This window comes from Paenibacillus sp. XY044, assembly GCF_002257645.1.
GTDB lineage: Bacteria > Bacillota > Bacilli > Paenibacillales > Paenibacillaceae > Paenibacillus_AQ.
The window spans coordinates 441391-466548 of record NZ_NQMO01000006.1; the positions used below are offsets into that span (position 1 = coordinate 441391).

The 25158-nt window shown below is 56.1% G+C and carries 25 protein-coding genes; 19 read left to right on the forward strand and 6 right to left on the reverse strand.

Going from position 1 to position 25158, the window contains the following annotated elements; translation table 11 throughout:
* The first annotated feature begins 609 nt into the window (after window positions 1–609).
* Window positions 610–1206 (forward strand): RNA polymerase sigma factor, encoded by a 597-nt coding sequence (locus CJP46_RS24375; protein WP_094598204.1) that lies wholly within the window; start codon window positions 610–612, stop codon window positions 1204–1206.
* Window positions 1163–2794 carry a DUF4179 domain-containing protein gene (locus tag CJP46_RS24380; RefSeq protein ID WP_143813017.1) on the forward strand — a complete coding sequence of 544 codons (1632 nt, stop codon included), beginning with the start codon at window positions 1163–1165 and terminating at the stop codon, window positions 2792–2794. The genes CJP46_RS24375 and CJP46_RS24380 overlap by 44 nt, the downstream gene beginning before the upstream one ends.
* A 101-nt stretch (window positions 2795–2895) precedes the next feature.
* On the opposite strand, the gene CJP46_RS24385 is transcribed toward CJP46_RS24380, so the two are convergent.
* Entirely contained in the window at window positions 2896–3897 is a 1002-nt protein-coding gene (locus CJP46_RS24385) for a putative RNA methyltransferase (protein WP_256992506.1), read from the reverse strand.
* Between the two features lie 398 nt (window positions 3898–4295).
* Here CJP46_RS24385 and CJP46_RS24390 point away from each other — a divergent pair, with 398 nt between their 5' ends.
* From CJP46_RS24390 to CJP46_RS24400, 3 genes are all read left to right on the forward strand, one after another.
* Window positions 4296–4733, forward strand: a complete 438-nt coding sequence (locus tag CJP46_RS24390; protein ID WP_094598207.1) for an RrF2 family transcriptional regulator — start codon at window positions 4296–4298, stop codon at window positions 4731–4733.
* 166 nt (window positions 4734–4899) lie between these two features.
* Window positions 4900–5697, forward strand: coding sequence for an N-acyl homoserine lactonase family protein (locus tag CJP46_RS24395; protein WP_094598208.1), 798 nt, complete (start codon window positions 4900–4902; stop codon window positions 5695–5697).
* A gap of 116 nt (window positions 5698–5813) precedes the next feature.
* Entirely contained in the window at window positions 5814–6092 is a 279-nt protein-coding gene (locus CJP46_RS24400; protein ID WP_094598209.1) for a DUF2277 domain-containing protein, read from the forward strand.
* Between the two features lie 249 nt (window positions 6093–6341).
* On the opposite strand, the gene CJP46_RS24405 is transcribed toward CJP46_RS24400, so the two are convergent.
* A complete protein-coding gene (locus CJP46_RS24405) occupies window positions 6342–7376 on the reverse strand; it encodes an anthranilate phosphoribosyltransferase (RefSeq protein ID WP_094598210.1) in 1035 nt (344 codons plus the stop codon).
* On the reverse strand, window positions 7373–7996 hold the full coding sequence (locus CJP46_RS24410) for an ANTAR domain-containing response regulator (RefSeq protein ID WP_094598211.1): 624 nt from the start codon (window positions 7994–7996) through the stop codon (window positions 7373–7375). Before CJP46_RS24410 ends, CJP46_RS24405 begins: the two co-directional genes overlap by 4 nt.
* A 344-nt stretch (window positions 7997–8340) precedes the next feature.
* On the opposite strand from CJP46_RS24410, the gene nirB reads away from it, so the two are divergent.
* The 11 genes from nirB (at window position 8341) to CJP46_RS24465 (ending at window position 18912) form a co-directional block, all read left to right on the forward strand.
* Window positions 8341–10776: a nitrite reductase large subunit NirB gene (gene nirB / locus CJP46_RS24415; RefSeq protein WP_094598212.1), complete on the forward strand. Its 2436-nt coding sequence runs from the start codon at window positions 8341–8343 to the stop codon at window positions 10774–10776.
* A 23-nt stretch (window positions 10777–10799) separates the two neighbouring features.
* Window positions 10800–11117 carry a nitrite reductase small subunit NirD gene (nirD, locus tag CJP46_RS24420; protein ID WP_094598213.1) on the forward strand — a complete coding sequence of 106 codons (318 nt, stop codon included), beginning with the start codon at window positions 10800–10802 and terminating at the stop codon, window positions 11115–11117.
* 23 nt (window positions 11118–11140) lie between these two features.
* On the forward strand, window positions 11141–12007 hold the full coding sequence (locus CJP46_RS24425) for a formate/nitrite transporter family protein (protein ID WP_094598214.1): 867 nt from the start codon (window positions 11141–11143) through the stop codon (window positions 12005–12007).
* Window positions 12008–12015: 8 nt separating this feature from the next.
* A complete protein-coding gene (gene cobA / locus CJP46_RS24430; RefSeq protein ID WP_256992500.1) occupies window positions 12016–12771 on the forward strand; it encodes a uroporphyrinogen-III C-methyltransferase in 756 nt (251 codons plus the stop codon).
* 510 nt (window positions 12772–13281) lie between these two features.
* Window positions 13282–13692, forward strand: coding sequence for a DUF4395 domain-containing protein (locus CJP46_RS24435; RefSeq protein ID WP_094598216.1), 411 nt, complete (start codon window positions 13282–13284; stop codon window positions 13690–13692).
* 299 nt (window positions 13693–13991) lie between these two features.
* Window positions 13992–15050 (forward strand): lactonase family protein, encoded by a 1059-nt coding sequence (locus CJP46_RS24440; protein WP_306431080.1) that lies wholly within the window; start codon window positions 13992–13994, stop codon window positions 15048–15050.
* A gap of 131 nt (window positions 15051–15181) precedes the next feature.
* Window positions 15182–15370, forward strand: coding sequence for a hypothetical protein (locus tag CJP46_RS24445; protein ID WP_094598217.1), 189 nt, complete (start codon window positions 15182–15184; stop codon window positions 15368–15370).
* Between the two features lie 274 nt (window positions 15371–15644).
* Window positions 15645–16763, forward strand: a complete 1119-nt coding sequence (locus tag CJP46_RS24450; RefSeq protein ID WP_094598218.1) for a sulfate ABC transporter substrate-binding protein — start codon at window positions 15645–15647, stop codon at window positions 16761–16763.
* A 40-nt stretch (window positions 16764–16803) separates the two neighbouring features.
* On the forward strand, window positions 16804–17637 hold the full coding sequence (cysT, locus tag CJP46_RS24455; RefSeq protein ID WP_094598219.1) for a sulfate ABC transporter permease subunit CysT: 834 nt from the start codon (window positions 16804–16806) through the stop codon (window positions 17635–17637).
* A 71-nt stretch (window positions 17638–17708) separates the two neighbouring features.
* Entirely contained in the window at window positions 17709–18569 is an 861-nt protein-coding gene (gene cysW, locus CJP46_RS24460; protein ID WP_094598220.1) for a sulfate ABC transporter permease subunit CysW, read from the forward strand.
* A 124-nt stretch (window positions 18570–18693) separates the two neighbouring features.
* Window positions 18694–18912 carry a YezD family protein gene (locus CJP46_RS24465; protein WP_094598221.1) on the forward strand — a complete coding sequence of 73 codons (219 nt, stop codon included), beginning with the start codon at window positions 18694–18696 and terminating at the stop codon, window positions 18910–18912.
* A 189-nt stretch (window positions 18913–19101) separates the two neighbouring features.
* Here CJP46_RS24465 and CJP46_RS24470 read toward each other — a convergent pair whose 3' ends face one another.
* Both CJP46_RS24470 and CJP46_RS24475 read right to left on the reverse strand, forming a co-directional pair.
* Entirely contained in the window at window positions 19102–19965 is an 864-nt protein-coding gene (locus CJP46_RS24470) for a hypothetical protein (RefSeq protein ID WP_094598222.1), read from the reverse strand.
* A gap of 179 nt (window positions 19966–20144) precedes the next feature.
* The gene (locus CJP46_RS24475) at window positions 20145–20795 is read right to left on the reverse strand and encodes an MgtC/SapB family protein (RefSeq protein WP_094598223.1); all 651 of its coding nucleotides are present in this window, start codon (window positions 20793–20795) and stop codon (window positions 20145–20147) included.
* A 174-nt stretch (window positions 20796–20969) separates the two neighbouring features.
* Here CJP46_RS24475 and CJP46_RS24480 point away from each other — a divergent pair, with 174 nt between their 5' ends.
* The 3 genes from CJP46_RS24480 (at window position 20970) to CJP46_RS24490 (ending at window position 24193) form a co-directional block, all read left to right on the forward strand.
* Entirely contained in the window at window positions 20970–21692 is a 723-nt protein-coding gene (locus tag CJP46_RS24480; RefSeq protein WP_094598224.1) for a DUF421 domain-containing protein, read from the forward strand.
* 80 nt (window positions 21693–21772) lie between these two features.
* On the forward strand, window positions 21773–22405 hold the full coding sequence (locus CJP46_RS24485) for an NAD(P)-dependent oxidoreductase (protein ID WP_094598274.1): 633 nt from the start codon (window positions 21773–21775) through the stop codon (window positions 22403–22405).
* 162 nt (window positions 22406–22567) lie between these two features.
* On the forward strand, window positions 22568–24193 hold the full coding sequence (locus CJP46_RS24490; protein WP_094598225.1) for an NAD(P)H-hydrate dehydratase: 1626 nt from the start codon (window positions 22568–22570) through the stop codon (window positions 24191–24193).
* Window positions 24194–24219: 26 nt separating this feature from the next.
* Here the strand turns inward: CJP46_RS24490 and CJP46_RS24495 are convergent, their stop codons facing one another.
* The gene (locus CJP46_RS24495; RefSeq protein WP_094598226.1) at window positions 24220–24690 is read right to left on the reverse strand and encodes a hypothetical protein; all 471 of its coding nucleotides are present in this window, start codon (window positions 24688–24690) and stop codon (window positions 24220–24222) included.
* Window positions 24691–25158: the final 468 nt, after the last annotated feature.

Below are 25158 nucleotides of genomic sequence, written 5' to 3' on the forward strand. Positions count from 1 at the left end.
GAACAAGAAGTATGAGTACCTGGTAGCTTGAGGACTAGGGAACTTGGGGACGTGAGGTATATAAGGAACATGTGGTACATGAAGTAAATGAAGTAAATGAAGTAAAAGAGGTATATGAGGAGCATGAGATAACATGCGATGCATAGTGCGACATGAGATAAAATGATATTAAAGGATAAAAAAGCGTTTTCAATTAGGAAGATTTATACTATAATACCTATTGTAAACCCTTTCATATGTCTAATCTGATTTGGAGCTCCTTCGTTGAAGGGCTCAATTTTTTTGTGTTTATAAGGGATTTGGCCCCGAATCCCTCATAGGTCCGCCGCTGCGATGCGCAGCGGCGGATTTTTTGCGTGTAACCGGGTGGTGAGGGGGGGAAGTCAGTGAAGTCAGTGCTGGAATGAAATAAGTGCAAATGTGCAACTATTTTGCCCAAAACCTCCTTTTGGGTGAAACAACTGCAATTCTGGTCGGAGCCCATTTACGAACTAGATCCACTTTTTGACCTGTTTGGTCGCCAGGCAGATGTTTTTTCAGAAAGTGAGAGTTTTCGGACCCTCGTGCCGTCTATAGATACAGATTGCTTTTGAGGCAGGGAGGATCGTCATGATAGACCCGAAACGGGAGAGCATGCTGATCGAGCAGGTGTTGGCGGGACACAAGGAGGTTTTTGCCGAGCTGGTCGATGCGCATAAAAACAAAATCTACGGTCTGCTCCGGAGTATGGGGGCCGGTCATCAGGATGCCCAGGATTACACGCAGGAGGCTTTTGTCAAAGCGTACCGCAAACTGGCCAGCTACCGCCTGGAATCGAGCTTTGCGTCCTGGCTGTATACGATCGCGGTAAATGTGCTGCGGGATGCAAGGAGGCGGAAGTCGTTTCCGCAAGCCCCGGAAGGGGAAGCATATCAGGCGGCGCGGGAGGAGAACACGCCCGAGAGGGATTTTCTTCGTAAGGAGACCCGGCTGGAGGCTTTGGAGCTGGTTCGGGAACTGCCCGAAAAATACCGTTTGGTGTTTCTGCTGCGGTACACAAACGAACTGAGCTATGACGAAATCGGAAACGTCACGGGTCTGACGGTGGACCAGGTTCGCAACCGGCTGCACCGGGCGAGAAAGCAGCTGCAAAAAAAGCTGAAGGGAAAGGAGGGGATCAGTCGTGAAATGCTTGAATCGTGCTCGGATGGAAGAGTTCATTCTTGAAGAGGCAACCCCAGTGTCCGGCCAAGGCAGCTACGTTCAGCATTGTGCGCACTGTCAGGCGCTGATGACGGAAGTACGTCAAGAGCAGGAAGCCTGGAGCCAGGCGCTGTACCCGGAGCGTTTGACGGAGGAATTCACCCGACAGGTGATGACTTCCCTGGCTGATGTCCCGATTGAGCCTGCAGCTGAGGAGGACGAACCGGACACGATCGTATTGAGAAAAAGGGTGCGTTCCCCGTTTATTCGCCGTGCCGCTCTGGCCGCAGCCTGCCTGCTGATCATCGCCGCCGCGCTGACCTTGTACGCGCAGCCTTCGATTGCGGATTGGGTGAGGTCAATTTTTGCGAGGGATAATGTTGCATCTGACTCCGGACTGTTGGATGCCAGGAAACTTGGTCTTGTCCAAAATCCGCATATAAAGGTAAAAGACAAAGGTTACACCTTAGAGATCGATGAAGTGGTGGTTGATCCAATTCGGATCATTATGGGTGTGAAAATTACTGATCCTCACGGGAAGCCCGTGGTCAATGAGGTGGATTGGAGTCAAGTTACCGTTAAGGATACCGAGGGTAGGGAAGTGGCGAAGCTTCATCCATTAGGAGGATCCGCGGTGATAGAAAATGTATGGTCGCTTCTATCGGACGGGGTCCAATCGGATACGCTCACCGTGGAAGGAAAGATCAATCAGATCGGAAACGAGTACTTTTCCAAGAGGATCGTAAAGGGACATTGGAATTTCAAATTTACCTTGGATATGAAACAAGCCAGCGCGTTGACCAGAGTAACGCCATTGGATCAGAAATATACGACACCAGATGGACTGCATCTACAGATGGAAAAGCTAGTTCGCACTCCGAGCGGTGTGAGACTTGAGCTGAGCACGTCCTTGGACGAGAAAGCAAAGAGCCGTTCTTCCGGATTGCCATGGGAGAAACAGGAACTGGCTTTTCACTTTGAAGACGAACAAGGAAACATCATATCCAGTGTTGATGGTGATGGAACGGGACCGACTTATGCAATGGGAATGCCACAGCGTGTTGTAAAATCAGATCAAGTTCGGTGGTCTTACACTTTTACTTATCTGCCATATGATCAAAAGAAGCTTCGATTTGTATTGGATAATTACACGATACCTATCCATAGTGACGGAGCAATCTCATTTACGCCGCAGGACGTTAACGATCATCCCGTTACTTTCAAAGATCAAGGAGATATGATCAGACTAAGCGGATTCCAGATCGGCCAAGACCCTAACTACCAAGAGAAAAAGGTGGCAGGCCTGATTTCCATGACAGGAACGTTTACCAATGGATTTAATCAAGATGAGTGGGTGCTAAGAGATCAAGATGGGAATGAATATCCTATTGATTTTCGAGGAGCGGTCCAAATGGGTAAAATCCGGGAAGCCGACGGCGACCCCGGCTTCATCGTCGAAGGCTTAACGGCTCTTCCCGAAAAAGCGACCCTGATCCGAAAGGTCACCGACAAGTGGTACAACAACATCAATTGGTCCTTCGAATTGCCGAAGGGCGAGCCCATCAAGGGGCTGGAAAACGTGAATCCGGAGGATTATTGGGAAGCTCCGTGATGTATGCTCTGTCCATTGCGAAAACCGAATCGTTGTATAAAAAAAGCCCCTACCGGCCGCTGCTGGCTGATAGGGGCTTTGATGTCTTTAAGGCCGTTAACTTATTCGCTCAACCGGCCGCTTAGCACATCATAATCAAAGGTGACGCGCAGTGGGCCCTGCTCAGCAGCCTTCCGAATCGCTGCTTCCGGAACGCCCCAGGAGAGCGGGCTCATGCGCAGAAGATGTTCCAAGGCTTCCCCGGCGACGAGCATGTCGTATTCCACATGCTGAATATCGATGCCGCCAAACTTCCGGCCGAACAATTCAGAGGTGCGCCCGGTAGCCGGAACGTGCCGTCCGGTGGTGCTGACGGTAGCGGAAGCTGGCCGGTCAACGGTATACCCGTCGGCAGAAGATGGCCGATTTTCATCCCCACCATGGAACATTGCGCGGATTTCCTGCAGATAGCGGCTCCCCGGGATGACTTTGATCATCAGGCCATCATGCCGGAGTAGGCGCTGGAACTCCTGGTAGTTCGCCGGAGACAAGATGTTAAGGATGACGTCGAACTGCCGGTCGGCGAACGGGCTGCCGGCCAGATCGGCCGCACACCAGATGGCGGGGGCGCCCGTTTTGCCGGCAAGGCGAATCCCTTCTTTGGCGATATCCATGCCTATGCCCAGGATGTCCGAAGCATCCGGTATCTGTAGAGCAGACAGAATCGCCGCCAAATGGGAGCCCTCGCCGCACCCCGCATCCAAAATGCGGAGTTCCCCTGATCGGGAGGGGGCCACATCTTCAATTTTATCGCGAATCGCATCAATCAGCGGGTCAAACAAGCCGTGAAGGCTGGTTTCCCTCCGTGAGGTAAACAATTCTTTGTTGTATTTGGACCGCACGGCGTGCGGAATCAAGTTGACGTAACCGTCCTTGGACAAGTCAAAACAATGCTTACTGCCGCAGATCATGCTGCGTGATCCGTCCATTTTCAAAGGAGTAGAACAGATCGGGCAGCGAAACAGGTGCTCATGCCGGGATATCAGTCCAGCGAGCACGGTTAATTTAGCGTTGTGCACCATAAACACCCCATTCATTCGTTTAGCGTTGAATGAAAAAGGCACAGACAAATAAACCCTCGTCAAAATGTTTTTAAAAACGGGGTCATCGTTATCTGTACCTTACATCAACGGTAACGAATAAACTGAATGATCATAGTTTGCACGACCTCTTTTGCGCAGGATTTGGGAGCCTGCCGCCTTAGTTCAAAAGGACAGGGTCCCGCTATAGTATAACAAACTCTTCACAGCCGGGAAAACCTTCTCTGGATCTGCCAGGAGAGGAGGTTTAATCCATGGAGATTTAAGTCACACTAAGCATACTGGACCGGGGGAAGAACGGTTACGGCGGATTCGTTCACGTCCTTTATTATTTTTCAACGGGAAAACGTCCCAAACCCTGGCAATCCGGTTGACACAAGCAACTGTAAACCATATAATTACAGTAATAAGGGGGAGCGAAAATGAATAGTGAGTTCAACATTGCCGTCCATTGTTTAACCCTTCTTAGCTTGAAAGAAGAACGAATGGCTAACAGCGAAGAGATTGCCAAGAGTGTCTGCACGCATCCGGCACGGATTCGGAAAGTGCTTGGACTGTTGCGCAAACAGGGATATGTAACGACCAAGGAAGGTGTCGGCGGGGGCTATTTGCTGAATCCGGGCACCGAGAAGGTCACATTGGGTGATTTGTACCGCCTGCTTGCAAGAGGATCCTTGAAACCGAGCTGGTGTTCAGGTGGAGAGGAGCTGCCTTGCGAAGTGGCTTCCAATATCGAAGGAATTATGGATCAGATATACAGCGGCGGAGAAGCCGCGCTGGAGCGATATCTGGATGGCATTACGCTGACGGATGTCATTAATCAGATCGAGGAAGCGGGCAGCGCGGCAAACCCCACGTAATGAACAGAATGGAACGACAGGAAGTCCGGCGTAAGCCGGGCTTTTTTGTGCTGTTCCGGAGTGCGGCACGAACCTTCAGGTTCGTATATCACTTGAAAGTGCCTTCTTCCCGCAAAACGATGAGTGGTGGATAATACTGTTAAAAGAACCGGGGAGGGGAGTTATCATGAACGATTCTGTTAAGGTAGAGGTGCTGCATACCGGCCGATTGAAATATGACCGCTCGCTCGCATTTAAGGAACTAGACAGCATACCTCCGGTGAATCAGCGGGGCGAACAATTCCAGTCCGAAGTTCCGCTGTCCAGCTATTTGATTGAGCATCCCAGTGGACAGCGCGTTGTAGTCGATGCCGGATGGCATCAGGATATACGAAACCAGCCAGAGCATCACCTGGGTAGCGATTTATGGCAGTTCATCGAATACGATTTGCCTGCCGGCAGCTCCATCAGGGAACAGCTGCAGGCGCGTGGGCTGACCCCGAAGGATATTGACCTCGTCGTCATCAGCCATCTGGACGTGGATCATATCAGCGGCCTTGGGCTGCTGCAGGGGGCGGGGCGTTTTATCGTCAGTCAGCCGGAATGGGAGTTTGCGGCCGTGAGCCAGGAGGCATGGCACCGGGGAGTGCCCGTAACGCCGTTTTCCCTTCAGCCGATTCCGTATGGCCCGTATCAGTCGGGTCTGGATGTTTTCGGCGACGGCCTGCTGTATTTGGTTCATACCCCGGGGCATACGCCGGGCCATTTGTCCATCTTGGCCAAAGTGGAAAAAGGGTGGCTGCTGCTGGCCTCCGACGCAGGGTACGCGGAAAGATCCTGGCAGGAGATGATCCTGCCGGGGATTACGTCGGATCCCGATCAGGCGATGAAATCGCTGCAGTGGGTTCGAGACTTTTCCATGAGAGAGGACTGCGTCGCAGCGCTGGCCCATCATGAGGCGAAGCCGATTCCTATGCGGTTTTAAACCTCAAATAAACAGATATTGTGCTGGGTGGAGTGTCCCTTTTCTTGGAAAATGGCCCTGGGTGCGCTATATTGAACATAAAACGCATTCGAAAACATTCCAAAGGAGGAAGGGCTATGTGCAGAAATATCAAAACGCTGTTTAATTTCGATCCGCCGGCCACCGATGAAGAGATTCAAGCGGCATCCGTACAGTATGTGCGCAAGCTGTCAGGCTTCCAGAGCCCGTCGAAGGCGAATGAAGAAGCCTTTAATCTGGCGATAGCGGAGGTCGCCGCGGCGTCCAGGAAGCTGCTGGACTCGCTGGTTACGAACTCCAACCCCCGCGACCGCGAAGTGGAGGCCCAAAAAGCCCGCGAGAGATCGGCGAAGCGGTTCGGAACGGCAGAGGCGTAAGCGGTGTGGTTAGGCAGTGCGAGGCGTATGAGACGGCTTAATGGACGCTTTCTTGGGCAAGCGGCGGAATGAAGCCATGGGTCACGCGTGCCTAATATCCGAATAAGGCAAATCCTCTGCCTTAAGGCGAAGCGAGTCCGCCATGTGAGCATGGTTGACGCCGCACTGAAGCAAAACCGAAGAGCGCCCCGGTGAACATTCCGGGGCGCTCTTCGTTCTGCCTTTACCGACAACAGGCGGATAGGGGAGTCATATCATTAACGGCTGGTTTTTGAGGACTGCCTGCCACTTTCCGTACAGCTCCCACGGTTTGCCGGATTCCAGCAGCGCCTTGCTCGTATAAAGGCCCTCCTCAACCGACTGCACCCGATCCGCCAAATGCAGGCGCACCGCCGCATTCAGCAGCACCTGATAGATAAAGGCCATATCGCCCTTGCCCTGCAGCACCTGACCGGTTACCGCCGCCTGCTCGGTGGGCGTCCAGTCGACCTCCGGCAGAGGTGTATCCAAGCCGAAGCTCTCCGGATCAATGATTTGGAGCGAAGTCTCCCCGTTATCGATCCGGTAGGTCCGAGTCGGGCGGTGGATGTACAGTTCATCCGAGCCTTCGCTTCCTTGGATAATCATCGCCCGCTCATAGCCAAGGTTCATGATGAGCCGGCCGAGCCGGTCAAAGACCGTGTTGTGGTACACCCCGAACGTTAAGAAAGGGGAGTGCCCGTAATCCGCAAACTTCTCGGCCGTATTGAGCACGGTCCGCATGCCTAGCTCCTCGCGAATGGGGCGAAGCTTCGCCAGCGGAGGACACCAGGCCTCGGCATGGGCGTACAGCACGCCGGTCTCGCGGGCCGCTTTCAGGCACAGGTCCCTGGACAGCGACGGTCCGGAAATGCCGGTCGCGGCAAAAACATCGGCCAGCGTCGTCCCCCACTTCGGCGGAAGGGACGCCGACCCGTGCAGGGTAACAGGCAGTCCGGCTGCAGCCAGTACAAACGAGGTAGCGATTGTGGACATAAAGGACGACTTTCGGCCATCGTACGGGCCGGCGCAGTCGATGCCCTGCGGAATATCCGAACGTTCGACGTGTTTTCGCAACACCGTTACGAAGGCTTCCAGCTCTTCGACGCTTTCCATTTTAATGCGCTCGGCGATAAAAAACGCCCCGATCTGGGCGGGGGTGGCGGTCACGCCGAGGATCGCCTCGGCCGCCTGGAGGGCTTCCTCATACGTCAGGTCCCGGGCGCCACGCTTGCCCCGGCCGACTTCTTTTAACAAATGGATCATGGTTTCTTGGCACCTCCTGAACCGGATTCCTGAAGCAGCTGATACAGCTTGACGATGGAGGTTGCGACGTCCACCATTCTTTTCCGTTCATTCATCGCCTGCTTGCGCAGGACGTCATAGGCTTCGGATTCTGTTATATTTTTAAGTTCGCAAAGAATCCCCTTGGCCATATCAATCCATTTTCGTTCCTCGATGCGGGCGAGAAGCTGCTTGCGCTCGTTCTTCCACTGCTGCCGTTCATAGAAGCGGGCGGAACTGAAATGCAGCGACCAATGCAGCTCGTGCGCTTTCATGGTCGGAAATAAAAGCCCGTCAATGATGACATCATCCTCACATGATTCAAGGGACATAGAGGCGGCCATATCGCTGCACCACCAAAGAACCGGCGTTTGTTTGTGTTTCTCGAGCTTGGTGCACCAAGCCTTGATCTCGGAGACCGGAAGGTGAAGCACCGCGCCTTCCGCATCCCCGATTCCGGCGAGAGCCTGCTCCTCATCGCGTGCCAGATGGACTTGGTACCCATAGGAACGAAGGATAAACTCCGGCAGAAGCGTCCTGTTATCTGAATCACTTCGCTCTGAGGGAGGGGCCTGGCGGTGGATAACCAGCAATGAACGCATGCATAGACGCTCCCTTCTTAATTCAATCCAGTCAGAGTTTAAGATGAGTGTAACAGACCTTATGTAAATTTATATAACATAAAACAAGGTGACATGTCGATAACCAAATGAAAATGCGGGTCTCATGTTAAATATGTTGACAAACGTTCAGGGGATAGTGTATATTTCCCTCAAGAACTTTATAACAGCCGGATACAACGGTGTATCCTTTATAGCGGCAATGAAGCCTGCTTTCGACTCCTGAGCCAGAGTGCGTCCACTCTGTGCGAAAGACCGAAGGCGGGCTTTTCTGGTTTTTGGTACAAGATTCAAGAGATTGGACTATTGAGGGGAGCGGAAGAGACATGGCGACGAAAAAGCTGGTTATGGTCGGCAACGGCATGGCGGGGGTCAGAGCGTTGGAGCATCTGCTGAAGCTGGCGCCGGATGCCTATGAAATCACGATTTTCGGGGCGGAGCCTTATCCCAACTACAACCGGATCATGCTGTCATCGGTTCTGGCGGGCGGTGCAGATATTCAGGAGATTGTGATCAATGATTGGGACTGGTACAAAGAGAACCGGATTCAATTATATGCCGGGCACATGGTGACCCGAATCGATACGAAAAACCGCGTCGTATTCTCCGATCAAGGCGCGGAGGCGCAATATGACGTGCTGATTATGGCGACGGGCTCCAATCCGTTCATGCTCCCGCTTCCGGGCGCGGATAAGGAAGGGGTGATCGCCTTCCGGGATATTAAGGACTGCGAGACGATGATGGAGACGTCCCAAAAGCACAAAAAAGCCGTGGTCATCGGCGGCGGACTCCTGGGTCTCGAAGCGGCGAGAGGGCTGCTGCACCTCGGCATGGACGTATCGGTCGTCCATATCCACCCTTATTTAATGGAACGGCAGCTGGACGAAACCGCTTCGCGGATGCTGCAGCGGGAGCTGGAAGCCCAAGGGATGACATTCCTGCTGAGCAAGCATTCCGAATCCATTATGGGACGCAAGCGGGTCAAGGAGCTTCGCTTCACCGACGGCACCCGGGTCGATGCTGATCTGATCGTCATGGCGGTGGGCATCCGTCCGAACGTGGCTCTGGCGAAATCCACAGGCCTTGAGGTCAACCGGGGGATCGTCGTCAACGATTATATGGAAACGAACATTCCGGGCATCTACGCCGTCGGCGAATGCGCGGAGCACCGGGGTATCGCCTATGGGCTGGTCGCTCCCCTGTATGAACAAGGGGCCGTGCTCGCTAAACGGCTTGCGGGCGTGGATACCGCCGGTTATGCCGGCTCCGTGACTTCCACCAAGTTGAAAGTGTCGGGCGTGGACGTGTTCTCCGCGGGGCATTTTGCCGAGCCGGAGGGTACAAGGGCTCTGCGCTACCAAGACGAAGTGGAAGGCGTGTATAAAAAAATCGTCATCCACGACGACCGGCTCGTCGGCGCCGTCCTGTTCGGGGACACGGGCGACGGCTCCAAGCTGTTCTCGCTCATGAAGAGCAGAGAATCGGTCAAGGGCCGGGAAAAGGAGCTGCTGCTCGGCTTCGCCGTCGGCGCCGAGTCCGCCGCTTCGCCGGAAGAACGGCTGGCCGGTCTTCCGGATGACGAGATCATCTGCGGATGCAACGGCGTCACCAAGGAGACGATCAAGGACGCGATCTTGAACAAAAACTGCACGACCGTGTCGTCGGTCAAAGCCTGCACCAAGGCGTCCGGATCTTGCGGCGGCTGTAAACCGCTCGTCGAGGGTCTGGTTCAGCTCTATGCAGGCGATGCGGCAGGGGAACCGGACAAAGAAGGCATTTGCGGCTGCACGACGCTGAACCGGGACGAAATCGTCGCGGAAATCACCCGGATGGGCCTGAAGTCCATCAAGGAAGTGATGAACGTGCTGGGCTGGAACAATCCGGAGGGCTGCTCCAAGTGCCGTCCGTCGCTGAACTACTATTTGGGTATGCTGTTCCCCGATTCCTATAAGGATGAAAAAGAATCCCGGTTCACCAACGAGAGATACCACGCGAACATTCAGAAGGACGGCACCTATTCCGTGGTGCCGCGGATTTACGGCGGCGTCACTTCCCCGTCCGAGCTGAAGAAAATCGCCGAGGTCGCCGAGAAATTCGACGTGCCGATGGTCAAGTTTACCGGCGGGCAGCGGATCGACCTGCTTGGGGTCAAAAAAGAGGATCTCCCGAAAATGTGGGAGGAGCTCGACATGCCTTCCGGCCATGCTTACGGCAAAGCGCTGCGCACGGTCAAAACCTGCGTTGGCTCTACGTTCTGCCGGTTCGGCACGCAGGACTCCATCGGGATGGGCATCCGGCTCGAGAAAGAGCTTGAGCGCCTGAATACGCCGGCCAAGGTGAAGCTGGCCGTGTCCGGATGCCCGCGGAACTGCGCGGAAGCGACCATCAAGGATTTTGGCGTCGTGGCCATCGACGGCGGTTGGGAGCTTCATGTCGGCGGCAACGGCGGCGTGCATGTCCGGGCAACCGAACTGCTGTGCGTCGTGAAGACCGAGGATGAAGTGGCCGAATGGGCGAGCGCCTTCATTCAATATTACCGCGAGCAAGCGCAGTGGAACGAGCGGACCTCGGTCTGGATCGAGCGGGTCGGGCTGGACAGCGTGAAGAAGGCGCTGGAGAAGAAGGAAGATCGCGAAGCGCTTCACGCCCGGTTGAAGCTGGCGCTCAGCGTCCAGAAAGATCCGTGGAAGGAAATCCTGTCCGACAACGGACTCCGCAAAAATTTCGAACCTCTGCCGAATGCAGAGGCTGTGAAGAACTAAGGGAGAACTAAGGGGGAAACGGGATGGTTAAACATCTGATCGGTAATATATCGGAAATCGATCCGAAAGGATCGCGGACGGTGGTGCTGGCGGGTACGGAGATTGCCTTGTTCCGCTTAACCGACGGGGATATTCTGGCGGTGGAAAACAAATGCCCGCATAAAGGAGGAAAGCTCTCCGAAGGCATGGTGTGCGGCAAGGATGTGCATTGTCCGCTTCACGACTGGAAAATCGACCTGCGCAGCGGATGTGTACAGGAGCCGGATACCGGCAAGGTCAACACCTATGAGGTTGAGGTGGATCCGGTAAGCGGGGCGATTTACTGCCTGACGGAATCTTAATGAGGGAAAAGGAGGAGCAGCCGATGGATTACGTTAAACCAGGCGAGGTTCTAAATGACATGATTGAGGCAGGCGCGAACAAAGCGAAGCTGGGTCCGGGGCAAATGCTGGTTCGCAGCATGCTTGCGGGGGCGATTCTGGCCTGTGCCACGACGCTGGCCTATACCGCTTCGTCCCAAACGAATATTCCGATGGCCGGTGCGCTTATTTTTCCCGTAGGCTTTGTAATCATCGTGCTGCTCGGGCTGGAGCTGGTAACAGGGAGCTTTGCGCTCATTCCGCTGGCGGTGCTGCAGAAAAAGGCCTCGGTCCGCTCCATGCTTGGCAACTATGGCTGGGTCATCCTCGGCCATGTGATCGGCTGCCTGGTCTATGCAGTGCTGTACGGCCTGACCGCCACCAAAATGGGACACGATATGAGCAGCCCGCTTGTCCAGACGATCATCAAGACGAGCGAAACGAAGACGCTGGGCTATAAAGCGCTTGGAGGAGAAGGCTTGCTGCTGGTCGTGATCAAGGCGATGCTGTGCAACTGGATGGTGACGCTGGGTGTGGTCATGGCGTTTACGTCCAAGTCGACCGCAGGCAAAATCGTAGCCATGTGGCTGCCGATTCTGATCTTTTTCGGCCAAGGATTTGAGCATGCCGTCGTCAATATGTTCGTCATTCCGGCCGGCATGATGCTCGGCGCCAACGTCAGTTTTGCCGATTGGTGGCTGTGGAACCAAATCCCCGTGCTGATCGGCAACTTCATTGGCGGCGCTTTGTTTACGGGTGTGGCGTACTACGTGTCCATCCGGGGGTTTGGCAAAAGCAAGTCCGGCGCGGTCGGAACGGCCGGGGCCCGCGGCTCCATGGAGGCGGCAGTCTCTGCCGAACACGGCCGATGATGCCGGGCATGGTGTCGATCGTCGGCGCCGGTCCAGGGGATCCGGAGCTCATTACGGTAAAGGCGCTCCGGCGGATCCAGGAGGCGGATGTCATCTTGTATGACCGCCTGGTGAACAAGGAACTGCTTGCATACGCAAAGAAGGGCGCGGCGCTCGTCTACGTCGGCAAGGCGCCGGGGCAGCACGCGGTGCCGCAGGCGGAGATCCATGAGCAGCTCGCTGCGTTCGCCTTCAAAGGCAAGCATGTCGTAAGGCTGAAAGGCGGCGACCCGTTGATCTTCGGCCGCGGCGGCGAAGAGGCTCAGGAGATGGCGGCGCGCGGCATCCCGTTCGAGTTCGTGCCGGGCGTGACCTCGGCGATCGGCGCTGCCTCCTCGGCGGGCATCCCGCTGACCCACCGCGGCCGCAGCGCCTCGGTCGCTTTTGTCAGCGGCTCGAGCTGCGCCGGCCGGGAGCAGGGTCCCCGTTGGGACCTGCTGGCCCAAGGTGTCGACACCCTGGTCGTGTACATGGGTGTCGCCGGCATGGCGGACATCTGCCGCGAGCTGATCGCTCACGGCCGGCCGCATTCGTCCCCGGCTGCGGTCGTCGAACAGGGGACGAGCGAGCAGGAGCGGGTCATTACCGGCACAGTGGGCAGCATCCACAAGCTGGCTTCCCTCATGCACGTCAAAAACCCGGCCCTGCTTATATTCGGTGAGGTGGTGCATGTGCGGGAGCAGCTGCTCCGCCTGGCTGAGGAAGCCGAGGAGCGGATCGGGTAGCATAGGAAGGCCGGGAGAGAGGAACGACCGAAGGGTTCCGGTCTAACCGAACGGCTGGCCGAAAAATAGGAAAGGACTGCCGTTAAGCAGGAAGGACTGCTTGGCGGCGGTTCTTTTTTTGTTTATCTGGCATCCGGGGTATGAGAGCCCCTGAGAGTCAGGATCTCTTTTTCTGAAAAAATTGAACTTCATTTAAACCGGATTTTAAAATTGAGATCAAGTAAGCTTCTTGCTTAGAAGGGCTCTGCCGCGGAGCAGGGCCTTTTGCTTTGGCAGCGATAGATGTTTTAGACCATGAAAGATTAAGCGTGTGAACACAGATTTCCAAGGCCGCGATGGATTAAGGAAGGGGCTTATCCCCTGCATCCTCTTGGAAGGGCACGAAAGAAAGGATGGATCTGGGCACCTTTAAACAGCCGTCGTTCATATTATTCCTATTGTACTCATCGGATTAATAATCTATAGTAAGATCAAAGACTTTACCTCTTTCTTAAAGGACGGTGAAACCCGATGAAAGAAATTCCGGAGCCTTATGTCAAAGCGAACCAGACCGGCATCGTGCTGTTCGTGATCCTGACCGCCGTGTTCAACCAGCCGTACATTTTGCTGGCGCTGTGGATCATTCAGGTGCTCGGGCTGCTGACAGGGAAAAATGCATTCGTGCTCCTGGCCAAACCTTTTCTGCGTGTCCAAGGTAAACCGACCCAAGCGCTGGAACTGCAGCGGTTCAACAATGTGCTGGCGGTGCTGTTTCTGACGCTGTCGCTGATCTTTTTTGCGCTGCAGCTGCCGGTGCTCGGGTATATTTTCGCGGGCATGCTGTTTCTGGCGGCATTCGCGGCCCTGTGCGGTTACTGTATTGGCTGTACGGTGTATTTTCAATACAAGCAGTTTAAGGCGAGAAGACGGCTTCATTCCTAAACAGGTTAAATATACAAGGGAAGCGGCGGTCGGTCGGCCCGTACACGTTTTCCATATCATCCAGGCGCTCGCAGGAGCGCTTTTTTGCTGCGTCCAATCTCCTTAATCAGCCGCAGGCAGTCGCAGAGAATAAAATAGGGTAATATATAGAATGAACTAAAGAAATGAATCTTACAGGCTGTATTTGGGCCGTTTTAATTAGGAGGTTCAATGAAAACTTTAGTTCAATCTATAGGGTATAAAGAATGTTATAGTTAATTCAGATTAGGACTTATTTTCTAATGAACAAGGAGTGGTGAATGGTGAATCCGGAAAATAAAAGCTTCTTCTATACAGGTACATACGCCCCTGAGGCAGAGAAGGGGATTTTCCTCTGTTCCCTCGATACGGAAACCGGGGAAATGGCCGTCGTGAACGGCCTGCCCGGCATTGCCAATCCCTCGTATCTGAGGCTGAACGCGGCGGGAGACCGGCTGTATGCGGTCAGCGAAACGGGAAGCGGCGAGATCTTCGCCTATTCGATCGACAACGAAACCGGCGAGCTGCATCTGCTGGATCGGATGCCGACGGAAGGGGCGGACCCCTGCTATGTTTCCCTGACCCGGGACGGGAAGTTTGCCATGGTGTCCAATTATTCCAGCGGCCATATCAATGTGTTCCGGATCGGCGAAACCGGCGGACTGGCAGAGATGAGCTCCATCGTCAAGCACAGCGGTCGCAGTATCCGGGATGACCGGCAGGAAGGGCCGCATCCGCACTCGATTTTTCAGGATCCGGACGGCCGGTTTGTACTGGTCTGCGATCTCGGGTTGGATGAAATCGTGCTGTACCGCCTCGAAGACGGCAAGCTGGTTACCCATGGGGAAGTGAAAACAACACCGGGAGCGGGACCGCGCCACTTTGATTTTCACCCGTCCGGCAAGTGGGCATACGGCATTAACGAGCTCGATAATACGGTGACGGTGTTTGCCTATAACGCACAGGCAGGGGAATTGAAGGTGCTTCAGAACGTCTCCACGCTGCCTGATGACTTTGCCGGGGAGAGCTTCTGTGCAGACATTCATATTTCCCCTTGCGGACGTTTTCTGTACGGGTCCAACCGGGGAGATGACAGCATCGTTCTGTTCCATATCAACGAGTCGACCGGTGAGCTGACCCCGGTGGATTGGGTATCCACGGGCGGCGAGTTCCCGCGCAATTTCGCGATCATTTCGGGATACCTGATAGCGGCAAACCAGAACACCGGCAATATGCTGTCGTACAAAATCGATTCGGATTCCGGGCGCTTGACCCCGACCGGTTTTGCGCTGGAGCTGCCGAAGCCGGTGTGTATTCAGCAGTGGGTGAAGGGCGAATAACAGGAGAATTTCTCAACAACCAAAACCAGGGTTCCATTTTATGGTTCCCCTGGTTTTTTTGATGTGATAAATTGGGGGTAGGCTCCCTCGAAGAATTAGATAGAACGGAGCGATGAAAGGGGGATATGATAATGAGGAAGCTCCGATGGCTCGATTACGCGATTGTGTTTGTCATCGTTTTTGGTATAGGCGTCATTAATATTGTCCCGCCAGCCAATTACGTTGTCATACTGGTCAAGCTCGCAGGATCCGCAATCCTGGTCAGTCTGGTGATCGGCACCGTCACGAACCTTATTTTCCGGTCTCGCAAGAGAAATTGATTTTGTGAAAAAAAGGTTTGACAGGCACGTTCCGGCTCACTACAATATAGCCATATAACATACTAATCAGGTAGGAATAATTACAAATTGTAGTTCTCACCGTACGGACGGAGGAACCTCTGGAATAGACGCAGACAGGTCAGATCATGACCGTGTTGTTTGCAGGCTGTTCTGGATTTTCCTCTGTCTTTTTTGCTTGACGAAACACCGGCCAAACCGAGGATCCCGATGGATCAATCTGGCCGCACATTTTATCACTGGGGGAGTGGGTCATATGGTACATGTATGGAAGAGAAAGCAAATGGTTAGGCGGGGAATGAGCGCAGGGCTGGCACTGCTGCTGACCGCTGCGCTTGCCGCCTGCGGAAATGGAAGCGGCAGCGGAAGCGCGGATAAAGAGGCGGGGGGCACCACTGAAGGAAAAAGCACGGAGGCGCAGGCGGACAGCTCGGCCAAACCGGTTGAACTGCTGAACGTCTCTTACGACCCGACGCGGGAGCTGTACGAGAACTACAACAAGGCTTTTGCGGCCTACTGGGAAAAAGAGAAAGGCCAGAAGGTCACAATTAAGCAGTCGCACGGCGGCTCGGGGGCGCAAAGCCGTTCCGTCATCGACGGACTCGAAGCGGATGTGGTCACGTTGGCGCTCGGCTATGACATCGACGCGATTCAGAAGAAAGGCCTGATCAACGAAGGCTGGGAAAGCAAATTCGAGCATAACAGCACGCCGTACAGCTCGACGATCGTGTTCCTGGTGAAAAAGGGCAACCCGAAGAACATCAAGGATTGGGGCGATCTGATCAAAGGCGACGTGGAGGTCATCACGCCGAATCCGAAGACGTCCGGCGGCGCCCGCTGGAACTACCTGGCGGCCTGGGGCTACGCCTTGAAGCAAAACAATAACGACGAGGCCAAAGCGCAGGAGTTCGTGAAGGAACTGTTCAAGCACGTACCGGTGCTCGACACCGGCGCCCGCGGAGCGACGACAACCTTCGTGGAGCGCGGCATCGGCGACGTGCTGCTGGCCTGGGAGAACGAGGCCATGCTGTCGGTCAAGGAGCTTGGTCCGGACAAATTCGACATCGTCTATCCATCGGTCAGCATCCTTGCCGAACCGCCGGTCGCGGTCGTCGACAAAGTCGTGGATAAGCGCGGAACCCGCGAGGTGGCTGAAGCTTACCTGAAGTACTTGTACTCGGAGGAAGGCCAGACGATCGCTGCGGAAAACTTCTACCGGCCGACGCTGGATAGCGTCAAGGAGAAGTTCAAGGACAAATTCCAGGACATCAACCTGTTTACGCTGCAGGATGTGTTCGGAACATGGGATGAGACGCAGCAGAAGCATTTTAGCGACGGAGGCATTTTCGATCAAATTTATACGCCTGGCAGCTGATCGGCACATGCAAGCCGAAGGCAGGAAAGGATGAACGGTCATGAGTCAAGTGAATGCGGCCCGGCGGAGGGTGCTGCCGGGTTTTGGGCTGACGCTGGGATACAGCGTGCTGTATTTAAGCTTGGTAGTGCTGATCCCGCTGTCGGCGCTCCTTCTGAATTCCACAGGGCTGAGCTGGGAGAAATTCTGGCATGTGGCAACCGATCCGCGGGTGCTGGCCTCCTACAAGATCAGCTTTTTGACCTCGGCGGCCGCCGCCCTGATCGACTCGGTGCTGGGGCTGCTGATCGCCTGGGTACTGGTGCGTTACGAGTTTCCCGGAAAAAGGCTGTTTGACGCCCTGATCGACCTGCCCTTTGCGCTTCCGACCGCGGTAGCGGGGGTCGCCCTGACCGCGCTCTACTCGCAGAACGGCTGGATCGGCTCGCTGCTGGAGCCGTTGGGCATCAAGGTGGCTTTTACGCAGCTGGGCATTACGATCGCGCTGATGTTCATCGGTATCCCGTTCGTCGTGCGGACGGTGCAGCCCGTGCTGCAGGATGCAGAGCGGGATGCCGAGGAGGCGGCCGCCACGCTCGGGGCCAAGCGCTTCCGGACGTTTCGGACCGTCATTCTGCCGGAGCTGATTCCACCGCTCCTGACGGGTTTTGCCCTGGCGTTCGCGCGCGGCATCGGGGAATACGGCTCGGTCGTATTCATTTCGGGCAATATGCCGATGAAGACGGAGATCGCCCCGCTGCTCATTATGTCGAAGCTGGAGCAGTTCGATTATGCCGGAGCCGCCGCCGTAGCGATTCTGCTGCTGCTGATCTCGTTTCTGCTCCTGCTGGTCATCAACTCGCTGCAGCGATGGACGCGGCGCTCGGTACGGTGATGCCCGCCGGGTTATCCAGGCCCGGACTATACTAAATGCTTATGTGTCACTAAGAAAAGGAGGACTTCCCAATGGCAGGTACCGTTCCTATGGCTTCCGTCCAAACGGGTGCACAGGCTTCGCCGGCGACAACGGAAACGGCCTGGGTGAAATGGCTGCTGATCGCGGCGGCCGGGCTGGCGCTGCTATGGCTGATCGTGCTGCCGCTGCTCATCGTCATCACCGAGGCGCTCAAGAAGGGCTGGGATGTGTACGTCGCGGCTCTCGCCGATCCGGACGCGCTGTCCGCCCTGAAGTTGACGCTCATCGTCGCGCTGGTGACGGTTCCGCTGAACACGGTGTTCGGCATCGCGGCCGCCTGGGCCGTGACCAAATTCAAATTCCGCGGCAAAGGAGTGCTGATTACGCTGATCGATCTGCCTTTTGCGGTGTCGCCCGTCATCGGGGGGCTGATCTTCGTGCTCGTGTTTGGGGCGAACGGCTGGTTTGGTCCCTGGCTGAGCGACCACGATATCAAAATCATTTATGCCGTGCCGGGCATCATCCTGGCGACGCTGTTCGTTACCTTTCCCTTTGTGGCCAGGGAGCTGATCCCGCTGATGGAGGACCAGGGCAGCCAGGAGGAGGAAGCGGCCGTAACCTTGGGCGCGCGCGGCTGGCATGTTTTCACCCGGGTGACCCTGCCGAATATCAAATGGGGCCTCCTGTACGGGATGATCCTTTGCAACGCTCGGGCCATGGGGGAATTCGGGGCGGTGTCGGTCGTCTCCGGACACATCCGCGGACAGACGAATACGCTGCCGCTGCATGTAGAAATTTTGTACAACGAGTACCAGTTCTCGGCGTCGTTTGCAGTGGCGTCGCTGCTCCTGCTGCTGGCGCTGGTCACCCTCATTTTTAAAAGTTGGCTGTCGTGGAAAAATGCTCATTGACAGCGATTTTACTCGCATGATAATGTTAAACCATACTAATTTGGTTGGAAAAGAAGGATTATTATTACATTCATCCCCAATGGCTCATCGTCCTTAAAGCCAGGAACTAAAGGAGGCGTCAATTGTGGCAAAACCTCTTATCATTGATGAAGTATGGAAGGAACGTATTGCGAGTCAGCTGAACGATATGGAATTCGGGTCGCTTCACATCGTTGTGCATGAGGGACAGATTGTGCAGATGGAGCGGACGGAACGCAAACGGTTCGAGAACACGCCGAGCAGCTCCGTGAAAGCGGCGGCCAGATCCGAGCGGAGGGCCGGAAGGGAATCCGGGCTGCGCTAGCCGCGAAAAGCCCTCGGTCAGCATATCAACCGGATAATGAATAACCCCGCTGGAATGCCTTCACCTTCCTTCAAGGGAGGGGGCAGGACAGCGGGGTTATTTTTATTTTTCAGCCCATTACCGGACAGATAGAAGCGCCAGCAACATTCAGCAAGGGAAGCGAAGGGAGAGATCCCCAGGCATCGGGGCTCAGCGATTCTTCGGGTCCCCTTCGGTTTCCTCGGATACTTCCCGGTGTCCTGCGTAGGGGCGGTTCCGCCGGCTGGGTTTGGGATTCAGGGTAAAGCCGAACAGGAATAACACCAACTGGACGGCCAGTATGTAAGGTGCGGCGGTCAATCCGAGCAAATGCAAGAGCGCCACCACGGCGATGATCATGGCGAGCAGCCGATACAGGATGCCCGGTGTATCCCTTCGGGTGTCCATGATGACCCAGTACAGAAAAAGGGTGGCCGCCAAGCACGAAATGAGCCGCGTCCACAGCTCCAGGCTTGTCCACGACAGGGCGGCGGCGCCGCTGTCCTGAAAGCCGTTATACAGCTGTATGAACCAATACAAGGTGAGCACCAGGGCAGCGAAAGGAATGGCCGGGCGGATCATCCTCCAGAAGCTGCTGCCCCATCCGGGATTGTCGATTTTGCGGATCAGCACCGATTGTTCATGAATGCGGCGGTGGATTTCCCGGTCCAGCATTTTCTGCAGCATCAGGAGCCGGGAGAAATCCCGTTCTCGTATGTAAGCATCGATCATGTCCAGCAGCTCCGAAGTCATCAGCGGGGCTGCTTTGCATTCCTGGAGCATCTGAATAAGCTGGTCCGGCTCTTGGGCGCCGATATGGGCGGCTTCCACTTCTTCGCCGATGACGCCCTGCGCCCGGCTGTACAGGGCGAGTGAGCGCTGCAGCAGCTCCAGCCGTGCGGCGGCCTCGGCCCTGAGGGAACGGGATGTGCGGATGTACAGCCAGAGGAAGACGATGACCGCGAGCCCCGCTACGATCAGATTCGATTCCGTTCCGGTAAACCGGTCAAGGCCGGCCTGTAGAGCAAGGGACAACAACGCCACCTCCCTTCTTTAATTATCTTTATCCAAATAAGCTAAGGTGAAGCTGAAACAATCAATGATCGCAAGAAAAACTTCTACTAAATGTGGTCTGTCTCCTGTGAATTTTCATCAATAGCTGTTTTTCTAACTATTGCATAACCTTTCCGGGATTTCAACATGTTAAAGCCGCACTACTCGAGGTTTGCGGACAAAATATGTGGCAGCTCATCTAGCTCCCGCAAGAGGTCCTGCAGCGTCCCGTTATGCTTGGCCCTGGCCTTGATATTCAGGTGATACACGTCGCCTTCATTCGGGTCCTGCTCGAGCTGGTAGGAGGACACCGCGATCTTCCTCGTCGACAGATGCTCCAGGATCGGCTTCACGGACTCTTTATCGTCCAGCTCAAATGAAATGCTGAGTGCTTTGCCGGTTTTGAAAATGCTCAGCAGCTCCAGGCCGATCATGACGAGAATGGTGGCGCTGATTCCGGCGGCATACATGCCCGAGCCGATGGTCAGGCCAATGCCGGATGTAGCCCACACGCCGGCTGCGGTCGTCAGGCCGCGCACGCTTTTCCGTTCGATAATAATCATGCCTGCGCCTAAGAATCCGATGCCGCTGACAGCTTGAGCGGCTACCCGGCTTGGGTCGAGCGCCACGTGGTCGTGGTCCATCACATCGAAGAAACCGTATTTGGACACCAGCATAATTAATGCGCTTCCAACCGCAACGAGGAAGTGGGTGCGCAGTCCCGCCTCCTTGGCTCTCAGCTCCCGCTCAAGACCGATTACGGCTCCAAGCAGGCCGGCTACGGCCAGCCGAATGATAAATTCAACAATCATGTGACAACAGCTCCTCTCCATGCTACATAATGATTGCGGCCATCCACCGTCCCTTAAGCACTGCTCCCCAGGTAACATTACCCATTCCACCCGCCGATGCCCGGCGGGATTTTTTATCCCCGCCCTGAATTGGGTAAGTAATTAGCAAACGATGAGACAAAGGAGACGGAGGCTATGGATTATGGCATGATCACCATAAAATTAATTACGGGATTCATCGGCTTGTGGCTGATGACCCGGGTTCTTGGGAAAAAGGAAATTTCCCAGCTGACCCCCTTCGACTTCGTCTCGTCGCTTATGCTGAGCGAGCTGGTGGGGAATACGGTATACCAGAAGGACGTCCGTTATGACCAGCTCCTGTTCGGACTGGCGGTTTGGTTCATCCTATCGTATTTATTTGAAAAAGTCACCCAGTATGCACGCCGAACCAGGGGGCCTTTGGAAGGTACACCTTCCATATTAATACACAACGGGAAAGTGGATATGCGGGAAATGAAAAAGAACCGGCTGGATTTTGAACAGCTGCGCATGATGCTGCGTCAAAAGGATATTTTTTCCCTCCGCGAGGTTGCTTATGCCATCTTTGAAACGAACGGCTCACTCAGTGTCCTGAAAAATACGGATTTCGAAGCGGTTCAGAAGCAGGATCTGAACCTGGATGCGGATCCGTCCGGCCTGACCTATAATCTGCTGGAGGACGGAGACTTTAACGACGACAATTTGCAGCAGATCGGAAAAGACCGAGAGTGGCTGGCAGCCATGTTGAGGAAGGAAGGCTTCAGCGACCCGGGAAAGCTGGCCTACGTCGAATGGGGGGAAGGAAAAGGATTATTTATTTTGCAGCATAAACGCAAAGGGCAAAAGGGGAGCCGGTGGTCTCAAAAAGCCGAAGGATAGCATGCGGAAGACAGGTCATGTAGAATAATAAAAGGCATAACAGCGAAGGAGACAAAAACTTTATGGAAACGATTAATGCAATGCATATTACGATATTCGGCGCAAGCGGGCAGGTCGGGAAGGCGATCGTTCATGAGGCTCTGAAACGCGGGCACGGGGTCACGGCCGTCGTGCGGGATCCCGCAAAGCTGACGGAGCAGCACGAACGGCTGAACGTAGTGACCGGAAACATTCTGGACCCTGCTTCGGTGACCCGCGTATGCGAGGGGCAGGAGGTGGTCATCAGCGCGTACGGTCCGACGTTCGGCGAAGAGCAGGAGCTGCTGGAAGCCGCGCGCTCATTGATCGAGGGCGTCCGCCGTGCCGGCGTGAAGCGGCTGCTCATCGTTGGCGGGGCGGGCAGCCTGAAGACAGGGCCGGACACGCTGCTGATGGATGCGCCGGAATTTCCGCAGGAGCTGGTGCCCCTGGCCAGGGCGCATGCGGATGCGTACCATATTTACAGTCAGTCCGATCTGGATTACAGCTATCTCAGCCCGGCGGCGGTGCTGGAAACCGGACGGCGGACCGGAAACTTCCGGATCGGCATGGACATGCTCATTTCCGATGAACTGGGCGATAGCCGGATTTCGGTCGAAGATCTCGCCGCGGCGCTGATCGATGAGATGGAGGATCCGTATTTCGTCCGCACCCGGTTTACGGTGGCATACTAGAACGAACGAAACGAATCAACAACAGGGCAGCTGTCGCTTCAATTTTCGGGCGGAAGCTGCCCTGAAATGTTTGATGTATCGGCAAAGTCCCTGAAATCTACCACAGCTAATGGTGAGCCCCGCAATTGGCGGGGATAGTTCAATATAAGGAGGAGACGGCAGGTGTATATCGTGACATCCGACGAAATGAGAGAGCTGGACCGCCGAACGATCGAGGAGATCGGCATCCCGGCGGTGGCCTTGATGGAGAACGCCGGCAGAGCCATTGCGGAGGAGGTGATCCGGTGGAGCCGGGACCGCCGTTATGTTGGCGGCGGCCGCGAAGGCGCCGGGTCTCGGGGTGAGCGCCAGGTCGATACCGTGCCGGCGGTTCAAGGAGACGCAGCGCTTCGGCTTGAGGAACCGGAGCGCGAGCATTGGCTTGTCCTTGCCGGCAAGGGCAACAACGGCGGGGACGGCCTGGTCGCGGCGCGGTACTTGCGCGAAGCGGGCATGCGCGTCACGATCGTATACGCCGCGGAGCCCGGCAGTCTCACCGGGGAGGCCGCGCTGCAGCGGGACGCGGCCCGCGCATTGAGCATTCCTGTGCTCGTCCACGGCCAGGATGACGTGGACTTCACCGCCTGCACGGGCATCGTGGATGCCCTGCTCGGCACCGGCAGCCGCGGCGCGCCGCGCGGCGCCTACGCCGAGCTGATTGCCGCGGCGAACGGCAGCGGCAGGGACATCGTGTCGGCGGACATCCCGAGCGGGCTGGACGCCGACACCGGGGCCGTGCACGATCCCTGTATCCGTGCACGGCGGACCGTATGCCTCGCGTTCCTGAAGCGAGGCCTGGCGCAGTTCCCCGGCGCGGAAGCCGCCGGGGAGATCGTGGTGCGCGCCATCGGCATCCCCGCGCTGCTGTGCGCGCAGCAGAACGTCAGCACATTTCTGCTGACGGAGGAGGTGCTGCGTATGCGGCTTGGGGTCGATACGGCGCGCCGCCGTTCGCCGGACGGCCACAAGGGCACGTACGGCCACGTGCTTGTGACGGCAGGCAGCCTGCCGATGAGCGGCGCGGGCCTGCTCTGTGCGCGGGCGGCCCTGCGCGCGGGCAGCGGCCTCGTCACCTGGGCGCTGCCCGGCCCGCTGCTGCCGCATATGGCGGGCGCCGCACCGGAGATCATGCTCGCCTCGGCCACCGCGGCCGAGTGGCATGAAGCCTCCGCCGCCCGCGTGCTCGAGCTGCTGGCCGGGCGCGACGTGCTCGCCGTCGGTCCCGGGCTGGGACGCTTCGAGGGCGACGGCCGGTGGCTGCGCACGCTCTGGGAAGAAGCGGCATGCCCGCTGGTCGTCGACGCCGACGCGCTCAACATGCTGGCCGCAAGCGGCGGCTTGGACGCGTGGAAGCCGCGCCAAGCGGACACGGTGCTGACGCCCCATCCCGGCGAAATGGCGCGGCTGGCAGGCTTGTCCACCGCCGAGGTGCAGCGCGACCGGATCCGCCTGGCGGCCGAATACGCCAAGGCGCACCGGGTCACGCTGGTGCTCAAGGGCGCGCGGACGGTCATTGCCACGCCGGACGGCGATGCTTACGTGAACGCGACCGGCAGCCCGGGCATGGCGACCGGAGGCGCCGGCGACGTGCTGACCGGCATCATCGCCGGCCTGCTGGCCCAGGGCGCAAGCGGCCCGCAGGCCGCCGCGTTCGGCGTGTATCTGCACGGGCTGGCCGGCGAAGCCGCGGCGCAGCGCCGAGCGAACCCGGCATCGCTGGTGGCGGGCGATATCATCGAAGCGCTGTAGCGGGCCGAAAGGCTGCGAAAGCGCAGCTACAGAAATCCCCAGCAGAGCAGCGGAATGAGCAGGGCGAAAATCAGCGTGATGAGCGAATCGCGCACAAACAGCTTTTTCCCGACGTAGAACAGCAGCACGGTACACATTCCCGCTACCGTGGAGGCGATATGGTCCGTTCCCGCGGCGTCATGTACATACAGTGCATAGAAGCACAGAAATCCGGCCACCGCGTAGATCGAGATTTGTTTGTCCCTGGACAGGGGAGGCAGCACATACAGCACAAAGTCCGCCAGGATGGATGCGGTCATCGCATAGCCGTAGACCCAGTAGGACAAGGGAATAGGCAGATCGGTGTCCGTCGCCATAGGAAGCTGATCCTGAAGGGGCAGCATGCCGGAGAGTATCACCAGCAGGAGCAGCGTCAAGCCGGCCGAAGCGAGCTTGTTCAGGGCGTACAGACCCGATTTGAGCCTGGATGAAACAACGGGGGAGCGGTCTGACTTCATCAAGTTTCTCTCCTTGTGAATCCATAGTACGTAGTACAGCATAATCGGATGCCGGAGTAAAGGTGACTGGGGATGTCACCTGAAGGCGGCAGAGGCTTTAGCGGTGTTGGCTTGAAACTTCCTGCTTCCGCTGCCGTAAGGCTCGCCGGGAATGGCAGGAGCGCACCCGGAGGCATAACGAATCGCTCCGCGGGAAGGACAGCGGGTCCTTCCCCGGCTGAAAAAGTAAAAATTAGCGTGAATATGATCAAAATACCGTCAAAGCTGCTGACGGTATTTTTTTTATAATATCAAGTATAAATTCCAGAGCTGTTGCTTCCTGATATTGCAAGAAAAACTTCCTTTAGACGCGGTCTGTCTTCTGTGAAGGTACGTCGATCGACGTTTTTCTTAAGATTATAGAATTTATAAATTTCAGCGAAGCTGAACCATTCTATAATCGCAAGAAAAACTTCAGCTAAATGCGGT

What these genes read in the sequence shown, in the direction of transcription:
- CJP46_RS24375 (WP_094598204.1), top strand. Translation starts at nt 610, where the DNA reads ATGATAGACCCGAAACGGGAGAGCATGCTGATCGAGCAGGTGTTGGCG.
- CJP46_RS24390 (WP_094598207.1), top strand. Translation starts at nt 4,296, where the DNA reads ATGAATAGTGAGTTCAACATTGCCGTCCATTGTTTAACCCTTCTTAGC.
- CJP46_RS24395 (WP_094598208.1), top strand. Translation starts at nt 4,900, where the DNA reads ATGAACGATTCTGTTAAGGTAGAGGTGCTGCATACCGGCCGATTGAAA.
- CJP46_RS24400 (WP_094598209.1), top strand. Translation starts at nt 5,814, where the DNA reads ATGTGCAGAAATATCAAAACGCTGTTTAATTTCGATCCGCCGGCCACC.
- CJP46_RS24405 (WP_094598210.1), bottom strand. Translation starts at nt 7,376, where the DNA reads ATGATCCATTTGTTAAAAGAAGTCGGCCGGGGCAAGCGTGGCGCCCGG.
- CJP46_RS24410 (WP_094598211.1), bottom strand. Translation starts at nt 7,996, where the DNA reads ATGCGTTCATTGCTGGTTATCCACCGCCAGGCCCCTCCCTCAGAGCGA.
- nirB (WP_094598212.1), top strand. Translation starts at nt 8,341, where the DNA reads ATGGCGACGAAAAAGCTGGTTATGGTCGGCAACGGCATGGCGGGGGTC.
- nirD (WP_094598213.1), top strand. Translation starts at nt 10,800, where the DNA reads ATGGTTAAACATCTGATCGGTAATATATCGGAAATCGATCCGAAAGGA.
- CJP46_RS24425 (WP_094598214.1), top strand. Translation starts at nt 11,141, where the DNA reads ATGGATTACGTTAAACCAGGCGAGGTTCTAAATGACATGATTGAGGCA.
- cobA (WP_256992500.1), top strand. Translation starts at nt 12,016, where the DNA reads ATGGTGTCGATCGTCGGCGCCGGTCCAGGGGATCCGGAGCTCATTACG.
- CJP46_RS24435 (WP_094598216.1), top strand. Translation starts at nt 13,282, where the DNA reads ATGAAAGAAATTCCGGAGCCTTATGTCAAAGCGAACCAGACCGGCATC.
- CJP46_RS24440 (WP_306431080.1), top strand. Translation starts at nt 13,992, where the DNA reads ATGGTGAATCCGGAAAATAAAAGCTTCTTCTATACAGGTACATACGCC.
- CJP46_RS24445 (WP_094598217.1), top strand. Translation starts at nt 15,182, where the DNA reads ATGAGGAAGCTCCGATGGCTCGATTACGCGATTGTGTTTGTCATCGTT.
- CJP46_RS24450 (WP_094598218.1), top strand. Translation starts at nt 15,645, where the DNA reads ATGGTACATGTATGGAAGAGAAAGCAAATGGTTAGGCGGGGAATGAGC.
- cysT (WP_094598219.1), top strand. Translation starts at nt 16,804, where the DNA reads ATGAGTCAAGTGAATGCGGCCCGGCGGAGGGTGCTGCCGGGTTTTGGG.
- cysW (WP_094598220.1), top strand. Translation starts at nt 17,709, where the DNA reads ATGGCAGGTACCGTTCCTATGGCTTCCGTCCAAACGGGTGCACAGGCT.
- CJP46_RS24475 (WP_094598223.1), bottom strand. Translation starts at nt 20,795, where the DNA reads ATGATTGTTGAATTTATCATTCGGCTGGCCGTAGCCGGCCTGCTTGGA.
- CJP46_RS24480 (WP_094598224.1), top strand. Translation starts at nt 20,970, where the DNA reads ATGGATTATGGCATGATCACCATAAAATTAATTACGGGATTCATCGGC.
- CJP46_RS24485 (WP_094598274.1), top strand. Translation starts at nt 21,773, where the DNA reads ATGCATATTACGATATTCGGCGCAAGCGGGCAGGTCGGGAAGGCGATC.
- CJP46_RS24495 (WP_094598226.1), bottom strand. Translation starts at nt 24,690, where the DNA reads ATGAAGTCAGACCGCTCCCCCGTTGTTTCATCCAGGCTCAAATCGGGT.